Consider the following 15,808-nt stretch of genomic DNA (forward strand, 5'->3'; position numbering starts at 1 on the left):
GGATGTTAAAGCGTGAAATGAACATTGCCGATTATGATGCCGAACTGTGGCAGGCTATGGAGCAGGAAAAAGTACGTCAGGAAGAGCACATTGAACTGATCGCCTCCGAAAACTACACCAGCCCGCGCGTGATGCAGGCGCAGGGATCTCAGCTGACCAACAAATACGCGGAAGGGTATCCGGGCAAACGCTACTACGGCGGCTGCGAATATGTGGATATCGTTGAGCAACTGGCGATCGACCGTGCGAAAGCACTGTTCGGCGCTGACTACGCGAACGTGCAGCCGCACTCCGGCTCTCAGGCCAACTTCGCGGTGTATACTGCGTTGCTGCAACCGGGCGATACCGTTCTGGGTATGAACCTGGCGCAAGGCGGTCACCTGACGCACGGCTCTCCGGTTAACTTCTCTGGCAAACTGTACAACATCATTCCTTACGGTATTGATGAGACCGGTAAAATTGACTACGACGACATGGCGAAGCAGGCGCAGACCCACAAACCGAAGATGATCATCGGTGGTTTCTCTGCGTACTCCGGTATTGTTGACTGGGCAAAAATGCGTGAAATCGCTGACAGCATCGGCGCATACCTGTTCGTCGATATGGCGCACGTCGCCGGTCTTATTGCCGCAGGCGTGTATCCGAACCCGGTTCCGCATGCGCACGTGGTGACCACCACGACCCACAAAACCCTGGCGGGTCCGCGTGGCGGCCTGATCCTGGCGAAAGGCGGTGACGAAGAGCTGTACAAGAAACTGAACTCTGCGGTGTTCCCAAGCGCACAGGGCGGCCCGCTGATGCACGTTATCGCGGCGAAAGCCGTGGCGCTGAAAGAAGCGATGGAGCCAGAGTTCAAAGTTTACCAGCAGCAGGTAGCGAAAAACGCCAAAGCGATGGTGGAAGTGTTCCTGAAACGTGGCTACAAAGTGGTGTCTGGCGGTACTGAAAACCACCTGTTCCTGCTGGATCTGGTCGACAAAAACCTGACCGGTAAAGAAGCTGATGCCGCGCTGGGTCGTGCCAACATCACCGTGAACAAAAACAGCGTCCCGAATGATCCGAAGAGCCCGTTTGTCACCTCCGGTGTTCGTATCGGCTCTCCGGCTGTCACCCGCCGCGGCTTTAAAGAAGCGGAAGTGAAAGAGCTGGCAGGCTGGATGTGTGATGTGCTGGACAACATCAACGACGAAGCGAACATCGAGCGTATTAAGGGCAAAGTGCTGGATATCTGCGCCCGCTTCCCGGTTTACGCATAATCAGACTGCAATAAAAAAGGCCGCGTCAGCGGCCTTTACTTTTTCTAGCGTCGGTCGAGGGAAATCGCCCCCGGCCCGGTGATCGCCAGCAGGAGAAACGCGCCGGCGATGCTCACGTTTTTATAGAAATTAATCATATTCGGCACCACCGCGTCGCCGCTCATATCCCAGTAGTGGTGACCAATCACCGCCGTTCCCAGCGTATAAAAAATGAAAATCACCGCCAGCGGACGGGTGAAAAAACCGAGCACGATGAGGATCGCCGCCGGGACTTCCATAATGATCGCAATAATCGCCGACAGCGTCGGCAACGGCGCGCCGGAGCTGGCCATATACTGCACGGTACCGCTGAAACCGAGCATTTTCGGATAACCGAAAAGGATGAACAGCAGCACGATGGCGATGCGGGCGATCAACAGCAACAGATGGCGTGACTGACCAAACTCAAAATAGCGAAGCGATTGCATGACAGTTCCCTCTTAAACAGGTGTGATTTAAACGTAATACACATTTTCCTGCTCTGCCATGCCGCTCACTGGTGATATTACGGCTCCTGACGCAACGTTAACCCCACATCGCCCCCCGGATGAACCGCCAGCAGGGTCTCTTTCGAATACCCGCTCTCGTGCATCAGGCAGACGCAGGCGGCGTCGAAAATCGCCAGCACCAGCACAATCGAGGTGGTTGCCAGCATGTCGAGGGGATCGGCTTCACGCTGCACGCCAGTGGAGATCACCAGCCGTGAGGCCTGCGCTATCGCTGACGCCGGGTTTTCCGTCACGCTAATCACCGGCACATTACGGCTCGCCAGCCCCGGCAGCAGGCGAGTCAGCTCGTCCGAGTTACCGCCACGCGAGAGCATAATCAGCAGATCATCAGCACGCAGAAAGCCGAGATCGCCATGGGCGGCGTCGGTGGCGCTCAGGTAGATGGCCGGGCGTTCGACGCAGGCGAACATATGGGCAATTTTGCGCGCCGCAATGCCGGAGGTGCCAACGCCGGTGACCACAATTTTGCCTTTGCAGCCGCGCAACTCCGCCATCAGTTGCTGCCAGACGGCCTCGTCGAGGTGCTGACCCAACCCGGCCAGCGCGTCACTGTAGAGTTTCCACGTATCGGTGGCCTGTTGCCACGGGCGGGTCATGCGCCCTCCTGCATCAGCTGGCGGTATTTCATATGGTCCTGATACATCTCGTGGAACACCTGATATTTCCGGTCGTAATACTGTTTGATGCGGTTGGTCTGCGGCGTCACCGTTTTACCGATGCGACTCATCGCTGACATCGCTTCCGGGAAGGTCTCGAAGACGCCCGCCGCCACCGTACCCATCATCGCCCCGCCGAGCAGCATGGCTTCGCTCTCTTCCGGTAACAGCATGGCGCAGCCGGTGGCATTCGCATGCTCTTGTACGAAGATCGGGTTTTTGGTGCCGCCACCGCTCGCCATGATGGTGTCAATGGCGTAACCGCTCTGATTCATGGTTTCGATGATATGCCGCGTGCCAAGGGCGATGGCCTGAATAGTCGCCAGATAATGCAGCGCCATATCTTCCGGGGTGCGCGACAGCTTCAGGCCGGTCATTGTGCCGGTGAGCGTCGGGTTGGCGCGCGGTGAACGGTTGCCGTGGAAGTAGGGCAGGATGTGAATATCGCGGGTCAGGAAAGCGATGTTCTCCGGCTCGCCAGCCATCTTGCGCAACAATGCATTCAGCGCTTCGTAAATGGTGTGTCCCTGGGTTTTGGCCTGCGCCAGCAGCGTCTCATAGCAGGGGTGCGACTGAATAATATGGTCGATAAGCGCCCCGGTCGCTGACTGCCCGCCTTCGTTGAGCCAGTAATCCGGCAGCACGGCAGAATAATAGGGACCCCAGACGCCGCCAATAAACCGCGGCTGCCGGGAGATGGCCATATGCCCCGTTGAGGTGCCGCCAATCAGCGCAATGCGGCGGTCGAAATCCGCCACGTCGCCCGACACGCCACTGGCGCCCAGGGTGCCGAGCGTCCCGGCATGCGCATCGATAATCGACACGCTGACCGCCGTGCCGGGGATCAGCCCCATTTCGCTGGCGGCGCGCTGCGTCAGGCCGTGGCCGAGCGGCTCGCCCATGGTTTTCACATAGCGGCCAATTTTTTCCGCATCATGCTCCAGCAAATCTTCCAGCCCAATCTCGCGGAAGTAGCTGGCGTCCCATTTGTCTTCGTGACCCATATAGGTCCACTTACAGACGGTGGAGCACAACGAGCGCGTGTCATCGTTGGTGGCGCGCCAGGTGAGGAAATCCGGCAAGTCGAAATAGTATCCGGCATTCGCCCAGGTGTTCGGCATATGCTGTTTCAGCCACAACAGTTTTGGCGTCTGCATTTCCGGGGAGATAATCCCGCCGACGTAATCCAGCACCCGGTGGTGCAGGGCGTTGATACGATCAGCCTGGGAGATGGCGCGGTGATCCATCCACACGATGATATTCTGCTCGCTGCGCCCGGAGGGGCTGATGGTCAGCGGCTTGCCTTCTTTATCCAGCACCACCAGCGAACAGGTGGCGTCAAAGCCTAATCCTTTGACCTGAATCGGGTTGATGTCGGCCTGATTGACCGCATCGCGCACCGCGTTGCAGACCGCCTGCCAGATATTGTCCGAGGATTGTTCAACGAAATCGGCCTGCGGGCGATAAATCTCAATGGCCCGGCTCGCTTGTCCTACCATCCTGCCGTTCAGGTCAAACACGCCTGCGCGGGCGCTTCCGGTACCTACATCTACACCAATGAAGTAACTCGCCATTATTCTTCTCCTGAAATCAGGCTTTACGATTCTGTAATGCGATAAAGAGGATCAGCACAGCGCCCCAGAGCGCCATCGTCAGATAGCTGCTGATCCCCAGCAAATTAAAGCCGCTCTCCAGCATTTGCAGCACCACCAGCGCCAGCACCAGACCAATCACCCGGCCGAAGCCGCCGTCCGGGTTAATACCGCCCAGCACGGATGCCAGAATGGTCACCAGCAGGTAAGATTCGCCATAACCGGCTTTGGCGGAATTGAACTTCGCCATCATCAGAATGGCCGCCGCCCAGCCCAGTAGCGCGGAGATGACATACACGGAAATCTGTACCCGGATGGTATTCACGCCGCTGTAACGGGTGGCCTGTTCGTTCGACCCCACGAGGTACAGGCTGCGGCCGAGCGTGGTGTGCTCAAGCAGCACCCACAGCAGTACCGCGACCAGAATAAACAGCAGCAGCGCAACGGGAATACCCAGCACCATGGCGTTACCGAAAAACTGAATCACCTCCGGGAAGCCGGAAATCACCGTCCCGTTGGAGAGCAAAATATTGAGCCCGGAAATCAGCGTCATGGTGCCGAGGGTGGCGAGGATCGGCGAGACGCCAACCCAGGCGATAAGCGCCCCGTTCAGCGTGCCGATAGCCACTGCCACCAGCAGGCCCGCCAGCAGCGCCAGCACGACAAACAGCGGGTTATCCGGATGGCTGACAATCACCGCGGCCATCGCCAGCGAACAGGCGTTGGCGCTGGCAATGATCGACAGGTTAATCCCGCCGGTCAGCATGGTGATGCCCATCCCCAGCGCCAGCATGCCGAGAATCGGCAATTGCGAACTGATGGACTGGAAATTGGCGATGCTGAAAAAGCGACCGCCGAGCAGCAGGGAAAAAACCACCGCCACGACAATAATGATCACGCACTGCAGGCGAATGATGGCATCACCGGGTAAGCGTCTTGCGAATGCTTTCATCTCAAAGCTCCCTTGCGAGTTTGCGTTTTTCATTCCAGGCCGTGGCGCTGATGCTGACCAGGATAATGGCGCCGCTAAAGACGGTATGCCAGTAAGAGGAGACGCCGAGCAGCGTCAGACCGTTCTGCAAAAAGGCCAGCAGGATCACCCCGAGCAGTGTGCCGATGAGCGTGCCGCGCCCGCCGCTCATGCTGGTGCCGCCCAGCACCACCGCCGCCAGTACCGTCAGCTCAAAACCGAGCAGCGAGTTGGGGGCGACCGACTGGGTGATTTGCGCCTGTACCACGGCGGCGATCCCGGCGAGGATCCCCATATAGCCGTACACGTAAAAATGCAGTCTCAGCAGGTTCAGTCCGAGGCGCGACGCCGCATCCCTGTTACCGCCCATGGCGTAAATCTGCCGCCCGAGGCGGGTGTAATTCATCAGCACGGCAGTAAACAGGATGACGCCCGCCAGACACAGCAGGGGCAGCGTCAGACCGTAGTCATAGCCATCCGCGGCGGTGAAGGAAAACCAGTTGATGCCGTTCATAAACCAGTCCGGGAAGCCGTACAGCCAGGTGCCTTTGGTGGCGTAGACCAGCAGCCCGTAATAGACGTTGAGCGTGGCAATAGTGATGATGATCGCCGGCACGCGCAGCCAGTAGACCAGGAAACCGTTGATCAACCCCAGCAGCAGGCCGACGGCGACAGAAATTAACAGCGCCAGCGCGAAGTTGCCGCCATGGGCGATCACCCAACTGGCCATCACATACTGGGCAATGGCGGTCATCGCCGGGAACGAGATGTCGATGCCGCCGGAAATCAGCACCACGAACAACCCGCAGGCCAGAATGCCGAGAATGGCGTAGCTGGTGGCGACGTCCGTCAGATTGCCCAGCGACAGAAACTCATCGGTACTGATGCTCAGCCCCACCGCCAGCGCTACCACCAGCAGGCCAAGCCAGAATTCATGCTGCCCTAAAAGGTGCGAAAGACGTGCGTTATTCATTGACCACCTCAGCAATCTCCTCTTCGCGGCAACGATGAGGATTAAATTCCGCGACCAGCTCACCGCGGCGCATCACCAGCACGCGGTGGCTGTTGTAATACGCTTCCGGGATCTCGTCACAAATCATCAGCACCGCCATTCCCTGTTCGGCAAGGTCACGGGCTATCTGATAGATCCCCTCTTTGTTGGCGATATCCACGCCGACGGTGGGGGAGTCGAGAATGAGGATCCGCGGGTTGGTCGCCACCCATTTGGCGATAGCAATGCGCTGCGCGTTACCGCCGGAGAGCGTTTTCACCGGCAGTTGCGGATCAGAGACTTTTATATTCAGCTCGCGAATCAAATCGCTGACCAGCGTCTGCGCTTTCTGGTGATCGAGCAGACCGCTGCGGGTGTGCAGCTTGTCGAATACCGTGACGATGGTGTTGTCGTAGATCGACTGCTCCATAATCAGCCCTTGCGTCAGCCGGTCTTCCGACACGTAGCCGATGCCATGTTTTATCGCGTCATGGTTATTGCGCAGCCGGACCGGTTTGCCGTTGATGCGGATCTCGCCGCTTTCCGGGTGGGTCATACCAAAGAGGCTCAGGCACAACTCGGTACGCCCGGCGCCCAGCAGGCCGACAATCGACACGATTTCACCGCTACGCAGCGAAAGATTGATATTGCGGTATTTGCCTTTGCGGCTCAGACCGCGCAGTTCCAGCATCGGCTCCTGTTCGACCGGCGGCTTCTCAGGCAGCGGGCTGTAATGAAAACGCTGCCCGGTCATCAGGAAGGCCAGCTCGTGGCTGTCGAGTTCCTGCGCCGGAAAGGTGCCGACTAACTTGCCGTCGCGCATCACGCTGATGCGGTCCGCCACTTCCATCACCTCGTCCAGACGATGGCTGACAAACACCACGCAAATCCCGGCGGCTTTCAGTTCACTGACCACCCGCAGCAGGCCGTTGACTTCCTGGCGGGTGAGGGAGGCGGTGGGCTCATCCATAATCACCAGCCGGGCGTCGGCGGCGATGGCGCGACAGATGGCTACCAGCTGGCGGTCGGCAATCGACAGTTTTTCGACTTTTTTATCGGGATCGATGCGCACGCCAATGCGTTGCATCGCGGCCAGCGCCTGTTTTTTCATCTCACCGCGACGGACCCAGATATCGCCGCCCGGCAGATACCGGTTGACGGCGATATTTTCCGCCACGCTGAAATTGGGGAATAACGACAGGTCCTGATAGATGACCTGAATGCCATAATGGGCGGACAGCGACGGCGTCAGCTGATGAAACAGTTTGCCGTCGAGTAAAATCTGCGCCCCTTTTTCCGGGTGATACACCCCGGAGATCACTTTGATGATCGTGCTTTTACCACAGCCGTTCTGCCCTGCCAGACAGTGAACTTCGCCTTTATTCAGCGTCAGGCTCACATTATCCAGCGCCAGCACGCCCGGGAATTGCTTGCTGATATTCTCAAGAGTGATAAATGCGGTGGTGTCTGTCATGACAATGCCCCTGCAAGCGCCCCGCAGGGCGCTAATGTAAATCCGGGTGATAATTGCCGGTCAGACGACCGGCGTTGGGTTCCCTGGTGCAGGCAGAACGCCTCAGAAACCGAGTGATTGTGCGTTATCTTTGGTGACTTCGAGGATCTTGTTAAAGCGGATCACTTTCTTGTCCATGTCGACGTCGGCTTTCCCTAAGCCATCGATGGTCAGATCCTGGGTGACGGCTTTACCCTGCAACAGCTGATCGGCCACTGTCACCAGCGCATAACCGGCATCGCGTGGATCCCACAGCAGCGCTTTTTTGATATCACCGCGCACCAGGTAAGGCGCTGCCTGACCGGGCATGGCAATACCTACCACGGCGACTTTATCTTTCGCGCGTTTTTTCTGTACCGCCTGGCCTGCACCAATCGGGCCGAGCGAACCGAAACCGATGATCCCTTTCATTTGCGGATAAGTTTTCATCAGGTCAAGCGTGGTGGCGTAAGACTTATCGATGCTTTCCGCCACCGGCAGACGCGAGGTGACTTCAAACATATCCGGGTATTTTTCTTTCTGATATTTGATAGCGGAATCCGCCCACGCGTTATGCAGCGGCACGGTTAAGGAGCCCACGTAAATGGCATACCCGCCTTTACCACCCATATCCTTCGCCAGCTCATCGATGTTGGCCTGCGCGTATTTCTCGCTGTCGATGGTCTCAATATCCCACTGACCGATCTGCTGGTCCGGAGACTCGTGGGTCAGCACGACAATGCCTTTGTCGCGGGCTTTTTTCAGCACCGGCTCCAGCACTTTAGCGTCGTTCGGCACCACGATAATGGCGTTCACGTTTTTGGCGATCAGATCTTCAATCACCTTCACCTGTTGAGCAGGATCGGGCGTTGACGGGCCGGTCTGATACGCGTTGACATCCAATTTTTTAGCCGCTTCGCTAACACCTGTTTCCATGCGGTTGAACCACGGAATGCCGGTGACTTTCGCCACCACCGCGATTTCATATTTTTCCGCCGCAAAGGAAGGACCGGACAACATGCAAGCAGAAACCAGAGTTGCACTGAGTAATGCGAGTTTGAATTTCATAGTTGTACCTTTTGGGGAGACAGAGGCATGTCACGGACAGGAGGTTATCAACGAAGGGAAGAGGAAATGAATCACAGTTTTCGAAAGTGTGATTAACGCCCAAAATTGTAAAATTATGGATAAATTAAAGTTAATATTTGGTTATTTTTAACATTCATCTTATGCGCAATGGGGATTTAAATGTTAAATAAAACGCTTAATTAAACTTAAAATTAACAAATTGGTATCATTTGTAGTCGGAAACAGACGATTTTTCCGCCATTCCGGCAAAATGGACTGCAAAAAATGTTTCCAGTTTGTGAACTGAATCGAGACAGGGAAAACGCCATTATCCTCCCTCGTCATTCAGTTGCGATTCCACATACAGATAGCCAATGCCAAGAATTTGCTGTGCGCGACTCAATCTGCCGAAGCTGATTTGTGTCGCTTTTGCCTGCGGACTGTCACCATGATCGAACGGGTTAAACCCGGTCTGCCGGACGATGGTGTTCAGCCAGCGATCGCCGAACGCGCAACTGCGCCCATACAGCCAGATCTGATTAATATTGAGAATATTGAGGAAGTTATACAGGCTCAGGCCGATGGCGCTGGCGGCATGTTCCACCCACGCCTGAATGCGCACATCGCCGTTGCGCCAGGCTTCAATCAGCGCCGCCGTGGTGAGCGCGTCCGGATTGAGTGTGCTGTCAGGCTGGGTTTTCAGCCAGACTCGCGCCTGCTTTTTCAGCGCGCTGAGGGAGGCGATGGTTTCCAGACAGCCGTAGCGGCCACAGTCGCAGGCGGAGCCGTCGGGGTTGACGATGGTGTGGCCGATCTGACCGCTGCCGTACAGGCTGCCGCGCCAGATCTTATCGCCTATCACAAACGAGGAGCCGATCCCGTAATCGACGTTGATAACGCAGAAATCCTGTAATCCCGCCGGATTCTGCCATTTTTCCGCCAGCGCCAGCATGGCGCAGTCATTGTCCAACCGCACCTGCACCCCAAGTCGCTCTTCCAGCAGATATTTCATCTCCACCGGCGTTTTCCAGCGCGCCTGCGGCATGGTTTGCGACACCCCGGTGACCGGATCGACCTGCCCGTGAACCCCCAGCGCCAGATTGATGCGCTGTTCCGGGAAGCGCAGCCGGTACTGACGCCAGTGTTCAGCAATGTGGTTAAGCAGTATTTGCGGGTTTTGCGCGTCGAACGCCAGGTGACCCGGCTCACCAACCGGCAGCAAACGGGCATCGGCCAGCTGGCTGTCAATGCTGGTGGGGGTAATGTTCATGCACAGCGTCCACGGACCGCTCAACGGGATTTGATAGCTGCCACTGTTCAGACCGCGGGCGCTCATTTTTTCCGTCGAATGGCTGATTTTTCCCTCATCCAGCAGTTCCTGCAAAATGTTGCTCACCGCCGGGATCGACAGCCCGGTGAGCTGCGCCAGCCGTGACTTGCTGAGCTGTTTTTCCCGCCACAGATGCGCCAGAAAAATCGCCTTGTTGGCCTCGCGAACACGCGCATTATTGAAACCAGATCGCAACATACACTTAACTCCCTTAACTGTAATGCGTGAGCATTGACTGCTTTATGTACGATGTCGCCCACTACACTCGCCACAATGTTTGGTTTTACTTTACTTCATTTAGTGGAGAACAGCATGTACGGTTCAGTAAAGGTGTGGCAGGAAACGCTTTCGCTTCCCACATGGACGACCGGGGCGGAAGACACCAACCCGATGTTTCTTGAAAAGCGCGTTTACCAGGGATCATCCGGGGCGGTATACCCGTATGGCGTGATCGATACGCTGACCGGCCAGCGCGAAATGCGCGACTATCAGGCAGTGTGGATGGAAAACGACTTCATCCGCGTGTTGCTGTTGCCGGAACTGGGCGGGCGCATTCATCGCGCCTTCGATAAAGTTAAACAGCGCGATTTTGTCTATTACAACGAGGTGGTGAAACCGGCGCTGGTGGGGCTGCTGGGGCCGTGGATCTCCGGCGGTATCGAGTTTAACTGGCCGCAGCATCATCGTCCGACTACCTTCATGCCGGTCGATTTCACCCTTCAGGCGTCAGACGATGGCGCACAAACCGTCTGGATGGGCGAAGCGGAGCCGATGCGCGGTTTGCAGGTGATGACCGGCTTCACGCTGTATCCCGATCGGGCGCTGATCGAAATTACCGGCAAAGTGTTTAACGGCAACGCCACGCCGCGCCATTTCCTGTGGTGGGCGAATCCGGCGGTGAAGGGCGGCGACGATCACCAGAGCGTCTTTCCCCCGGACGTCACGGCGGTGTTTGACCACGGCAAGCGCGACGTCTCGGCGTTCCCGATTGCCACCGGCACCTACTACAAAGTGGATTACTCGGCAGGCGTCGATATTTCCCGCTACAAAAACGTCCCGGTGCCGACCTCCTACATGGCGGAAAAATCAGATTACGATTTTGTCGGCGCGTATCACCACGGCGAGCGCGGCGGCCTGCTGCACGTTGCGGATCACCATATTTCGCCGGGGAAAAAGCAGTGGACGTGGGGCTATGACGATTTCGGCCAGGCGTGGGATCGCAATCTCACTGACCGCAACGGTCCGTATATCGAACTGATGACCGGTGTATTTACCGACAACCAGCCCGATTTCACCTGGCTTGCCCCTTACGAAGAAAAAGTGTTTGTGCAGAACTTCCTGCCATACAGCGAACTGGCAACGGTGCAGAACGCCAGCACCTCGCTGGCGCTGAAGCTGGAAAGGGAAAACGGTCAACTGGTGCTGGGAATGTACGCCGTTGCGCCGCTGGAGAATGTCGTTGTTGAACTGAGCGCCGATGGCGAGCTGCTGTGGGAAACCACACTGTCGCTGCAACCGGGAAACAGCTGGCTGGAGACGATGACGGATCGTTTTGCGCAGCGCTTAACCCTGACGGTTCGCGCAGCAACAGGCCAGACGCTGCTCAGCTATCAGGAGCATATCGCTGAAGAAACGCCGCTACCGGATCCGGCACGCGCCCCCGCGCAGCCGCAGGATCTTACCAACAGCGACGAGCTGTACTTTATCGGCCAGCATCTGGAGCAGTACAACCACGCCAGCCGCGTTGCCGCGGATTATTACCGTCGGGCGCTGGAGCTGGATCCGCAGGATTATCGTAATAACGTCGCGCTGGGCACGCTGGCGCTCAACAGCGCCGACTGGCCGCAGGCGGAGCAGTGCGCCCGCGCCGCGCTGGCAAGAGCGCACCGGCTGAACAAAAACCCGCGCGATGGCGAAGCCAGCATGCTGCTCGGCAGCGCGCTGGAGCGTCAGGGCGAAGAGGCTGAAGCCCGCGAGCACTATTTCAAAGCGAGCTGGAGCGGCAACTGCCGTGATGCAGCCTGGTGGTCGTTGGCGCGTCTGGCGGCGAAAGCGGGCAACTGGCAGGATGCGCTGGCGCATGTCGATCTCAGCCTGCAGTTTAACGGCAGCAATCTGCTGGCGATGGGGCTGAAGGCGCTGGCGTTGTCGCATCAGCAGGACGATGCCGCTGCACTGGCGTACATCATTGAATGCCTGAAACGCTATCCGCTGAACTATCCGCTTTATTATGTCCGCTGGTCTCTGCTGCGTGATGCGTCGTCGTTGCGCGCATTGCGTCAGGTCACCGGGCAGCGCGGCGCGAATGCCTGCCTGCTGGCGGGATGGCTAACCTCGCTGGGGCAGACCGATGCCGTCCGCGAGATGCTGGAAAACCTCGACTGCCAGGAGGCGCTACCGCTGCTGTGGCTGGCCTCGTTGACGGACGATCCGGTAACCCGCCAGCAGCTTATCGCCACCGCCGAAGCGCAGCATGCGCGCCATGTTCGTTTCCCCAACACCCTCGACGAAGTGCAGATGTTGCAGTCGCTCGACGACACCCCTTTCGCCAGTTATCTGCTGGGCTGTTTCTGGTACAGCAAACGGCGTTATGCCCCGGCGGTGGCCTGCTGGCAGGCAACACTGCAACAGCGACCGGATTTCGCCCCGGCGTATCGCCTGCTCGGGATCTACGCCTGGAACAAGCAACAGGATGCGCAGCAGGCGCTGGCTGCAATGCAGCGGGCGGTTGAACTGGAGCCGGAAAATGCCCGTTTTCTGTTCGAACTTGATTTCCTCAACAAACAACTGGGCGAAGCGGTGGAGCAACGGCTTGCCCGCCTTGAAGTCCGGCAGGCGGTGGCGCTGCGCCGTGACGATCTCACCGCCGAATTGTTGAGCCTGTGGAACAGCAGCGGTCATTACGACGCGGCGGCGCAGGTGTTACAGGAGCGCGAGTTTCACCCGTGGGAAGGGGGCGAAGGCAAAGTCACCGGCCAGTATCTGCTCAACCAGCAGCACCGGGCGCTGGCGGCCATCGCAGCCGGGCAGTACAGCAAGGCGCAGGGGCTGTTAACCGCCGCGCTGCGCTACCCGCACAATCTGGGCGAAGGGCGCCTGCCGGGGCAAACCGACAACGACATCTGGTATCTGCTCGGTTACTGCGCGGCGCAACTGGGTAACCACGAACAGGCGCAGGCGCATTTCCGTCAGGCGTCGCAGGGTGATTCCAGCCTCGATGCCGGTCGCTACTACAACGATCAGCCTGCCGATTATCTCTTCTGGCAGGGGATGGCGATGCGGGCGCTCGGCCGCACGACGGAAGCGGCGCATCATTTCCGCGCTTTTGCGGCGTGGGTCGCGGCGCATCAGGACACGATCCCGGAAGCCGATTTCTTCGCCGTGTCATTGCCGGATCTGGTGGTGCTGGATACGCCGCCGTCGCATCGCCATCGCGAACACTGCCTGTTCATCGCGGCGCTCGGGCAGCTCGGTGAAGGTAATGTCGCCGCCTGCGACGCGACGATGGCAAGTCTGTTAACACTCAACCCGGCTCATGACAAAGCGCATCTGCTGCGCCATGCGCTGACGTGCGGTATTTTTGCGTCACTCTCAACAGAGGCACTTTTATGAACAATACGCAGACACAACTGAATATGGGCTACGTCTGGACGATCTGTCTGGTCGCCGCCTGCGGTGGATTGCTGTTTGGTTATGACTGGGTGGTGATTGGCGGGGCGAAGCCGTTTTACGAGGCATGGTTCTCCATCACTGATCCAGCGCAGTCGGGCTGGGCAATGAGTTCGGCACTGGCCGGTTGCGTCTTCGGCGCGCTGATTTCCGGCTGGTGTGCCGACAAACTGGGTCGCCGCCTGCCGTTGATCCTGTCGGCCATCCTGTTCAGCGCCTCGGCGCTGGGAACGGCGCTCGCCACCAGTTTTGACATGTTCGTCATCTACCGCATTGTTGGCGGTATCGGTATTGGCCTGGCATCAGCGCTCAGCCCGCTGTATATCGCGGAAGTGAGCCCGGCGGAAAAACGCGGACGCTTTGTCGCCGTGAACCAACTGACCATTGTGATTGGCGTGCTGGCGGCACAGCTTATCAACTTGATCATCGCCGACCCGGTACCGGGCGGGGCGACGCAGCAGATGCTGGTCGACACCTGGAACGGTCAGACGGGCTGGCGCTGGATGTTTGGCGCGGAGCTGGTGCCCGCGCTGGCGTTCCTGGTGCTGATGTTTTTCGTCCCGGAATCGCCTCGCTGGCTGATGAAAGCCGGAAAACCAGAGCGAGCCAGATCCATGCTGGAGCGTATTGGCTCGAAAGGCTACGCGGCGCAGACGCTACAGGATATCGCCCAGACCCTGCAACAGGACAATCATAAAGTTTCGTATTCCACCCTGTTGCAGCCGCAAATCAAACCCATCGTCATCATCGGCATGGTGCTGGCGGTGTTCCAGCAGTGGTGCGGGATTAACGTCATCTTTAACTACGCGCAGGAGATTTTTGCCTCCGCCGGGTTTGATATCAACGGCACGCTGAAATCCATTGTGGCGACCGGGATCATCAACCTTGTCTTTACCATCGCCGCGCTGCCGCTGGTGGATAAACTGGGCCGCCGCAAGCTGATGCTGCTCGGCGCCTCCGGTCTGACAGTCATTTATGTACTGATTGCCGGTGCTTATGCGATGGGCGTGATGGGCTGGCCGGTACTGGTGCTGGTTCTCGCGGCGATCGCCATCTACGCGCTGACGCTGGCGCCAGTGACCTGGGTGCTGCTGTCGGAAATCTTCCCGACCCGCGTGCGCGGTCTGGCGATGTCTCTTGGCACCCTGGCGCTGTGGATTGCCTGTTTCCTGCTGACCTACACCTTCCCGCTGCTGAACGCCAGCCTCGGCGCGGCGGGCAGTTTCCTGCTCTACGGGATCATCTGTGCGGCAGGGTATCTCTACATTCTGCGCAACGTGCCTGAAACGAAAGGCGTGACGCTGGAGGCGCTGGAAGCGCAACTGGCGCAATTGCACCAGAAACACCCGGCAGGCGCGAACCCGGAGTCAATGCGTTAATGGACGGGGTTCTGCAACTGGAAAACGCGCATCTGCGGATGCGTGTTGATCCGCAGGGCGGGGCGCTGAAACAGCTTTTTTCGCTGCCTTTTCAGCGCCCGGTGTTGTACGACGCCGCAGAGCCTGCTGCGCTGTTCCCGATGTTGCCGCTGGCGAACCGGGTGGCGGAAAACCGCTTCTGGTTGCAGGGCAGGGAGATAGCGCTGCCGCAAAGTCCGGTGGATGCCGATTTTTATCTTCACGGCGACGGCTGGCTGAAACGCTGGCAGGTGGTGACGCAGACCGACAGCCGCTGTGAACTGCAACTGCGCAGCCAGCACCCCTGCGGTTTTGATTATCTGGCGCGTCTGTATTATCAGCTTCAGGACAACGCGCTGCACGCAACGTTACACCTGACCCACTGCGGCGCGACGCCGATGCTTTACGGGCTGGGGTTTCATCCCTGGTTTCATTTTGCTGCTCATAGCCGTGTGCAGTTCAGCGCCAGCGGCTACTGGCCGGAAGGGGAGCAGCATCTGCCGCAGGCGTGGCAGCCGCAACTATCGGATGCCACCGATTTCAGCCACCCGACGTATGGGCGCGATGAATGGCTGAACGTTTGCTATTCCGGCTGGAGCGGGCGGGCGCAGATCGATAATGATGTGATGTGCGTCACGCTTCTCGCGCAAACTCCGTGGCTGATGCTGTTCAGGATGTCGGGTCAGCCGTTCCTCTGTCTTGAACCCCAGAGCCACCCGGTCAACGCCCACCGTCAGCCGGGTCAGCCCGGACTGGTACTGCTGCGGAAAGGCGAGGAAACCCGCTTTGAGATGACCATTGTGGTCACTGCTTCGCCAGAATGAGGTTAATGTGCTGTT

The 15,808-nt window shown here is 58.2% G+C and carries 12 protein-coding genes; 4 read left to right on the top strand and 8 right to left on the bottom strand.

The genetic code is table 11. The features are described from left to right. The first annotated feature begins 2 nt into the window (after positions 1–2). Positions 3–1,256, top strand: coding sequence for a serine hydroxymethyltransferase (glyA, locus tag AOY23_RS14015; protein ID WP_054179396.1), 1,254 nt, complete (start codon positions 3–5; stop codon positions 1,254–1,256). A 44-nt stretch (positions 1,257–1,300) separates the two neighbouring features. On the opposite strand, the gene AOY23_RS14020 is transcribed toward glyA, so the two are convergent. The 8 genes from AOY23_RS14020 to AOY23_RS14055 form a co-directional block, all read right to left on the bottom strand. Next, entirely contained in the window at positions 1,301–1,723 is a 423-nt protein-coding gene (locus AOY23_RS14020; protein WP_054179397.1) for a DoxX family protein, read from the bottom strand. 77 nt (positions 1,724–1,800) lie between these two features. Then, entirely contained in the window at positions 1,801–2,400 is a 600-nt protein-coding gene (locus tag AOY23_RS14025; RefSeq protein WP_054179398.1) for a KpsF/GutQ family sugar-phosphate isomerase, read from the bottom strand. Then, positions 2,397–4,034, bottom strand: a complete 1,638-nt coding sequence (locus AOY23_RS14030; protein WP_054179399.1) for an FGGY-family carbohydrate kinase — start codon at positions 4,032–4,034, stop codon at positions 2,397–2,399. The genes AOY23_RS14025 and AOY23_RS14030 overlap by 4 nt, the downstream gene beginning before the upstream one ends. Positions 4,035–4,050: 16 nt before the next feature. After that, a complete protein-coding gene (locus tag AOY23_RS14035; RefSeq protein WP_054179400.1) occupies positions 4,051–5,004 on the bottom strand; it encodes an ABC transporter permease in 954 nt (317 codons plus the stop codon). 1 nt (position 5,005) lies between these two features. Beyond that, entirely contained in the window at positions 5,006–5,995 is a 990-nt protein-coding gene (locus tag AOY23_RS14040; RefSeq protein ID WP_038157116.1) for an ABC transporter permease, read from the bottom strand. After that, entirely contained in the window at positions 5,988–7,487 is a 1,500-nt protein-coding gene (locus AOY23_RS14045) for a sugar ABC transporter ATP-binding protein (protein WP_054179401.1), read from the bottom strand. The genes AOY23_RS14040 and AOY23_RS14045 overlap by 8 nt, the downstream gene beginning before the upstream one ends. Positions 7,488–7,589: 102 nt before the next feature. Then, a complete protein-coding gene (locus AOY23_RS14050; RefSeq protein WP_054179402.1) occupies positions 7,590–8,573 on the bottom strand; it encodes an autoinducer 2 ABC transporter substrate-binding protein in 984 nt (327 codons plus the stop codon). Between the two features lie 328 nt (positions 8,574–8,901). After that, complete coding sequence (locus tag AOY23_RS14055) at positions 8,902–10,101, bottom strand: ROK family transcriptional regulator (RefSeq protein WP_054179403.1); 1,200 nt, start codon at positions 10,099–10,101, stop codon at positions 8,902–8,904. Between the two features lie 114 nt (positions 10,102–10,215). Here AOY23_RS14055 and AOY23_RS14060 point away from each other — a divergent pair, with 114 nt between their 5' ends. The 3 genes from AOY23_RS14060 to AOY23_RS14070 are packed head-to-tail and all read left to right on the top strand — an operon-like array spanning position 10,216 to position 15,793. Further along, positions 10,216–13,515, top strand: coding sequence for a DUF5107 domain-containing protein (locus tag AOY23_RS14060; RefSeq protein WP_054179404.1), 3,300 nt, complete (start codon positions 10,216–10,218; stop codon positions 13,513–13,515). Beyond that, entirely contained in the window at positions 13,512–14,951 is a 1,440-nt protein-coding gene (locus AOY23_RS14065; protein ID WP_054179405.1) for a sugar porter family MFS transporter, read from the top strand. The genes AOY23_RS14060 and AOY23_RS14065 overlap by 4 nt, the downstream gene beginning before the upstream one ends. Next, a complete protein-coding gene (locus tag AOY23_RS14070) occupies positions 14,951–15,793 on the top strand; it encodes an aldose 1-epimerase (RefSeq protein WP_054179406.1) in 843 nt (280 codons plus the stop codon). Before AOY23_RS14065 ends, AOY23_RS14070 begins: the two co-directional genes overlap by 1 nt. Positions 15,794–15,808 lie beyond the last annotated feature (15 nt).

Origin of the sequence: Trabulsiella odontotermitis, assembly GCF_001297775.1 — a bacterium.
In the GTDB taxonomy this organism is placed as follows: Bacteria; Pseudomonadota; Gammaproteobacteria; order Enterobacterales; family Enterobacteriaceae; genus Trabulsiella; species Trabulsiella odontotermitis.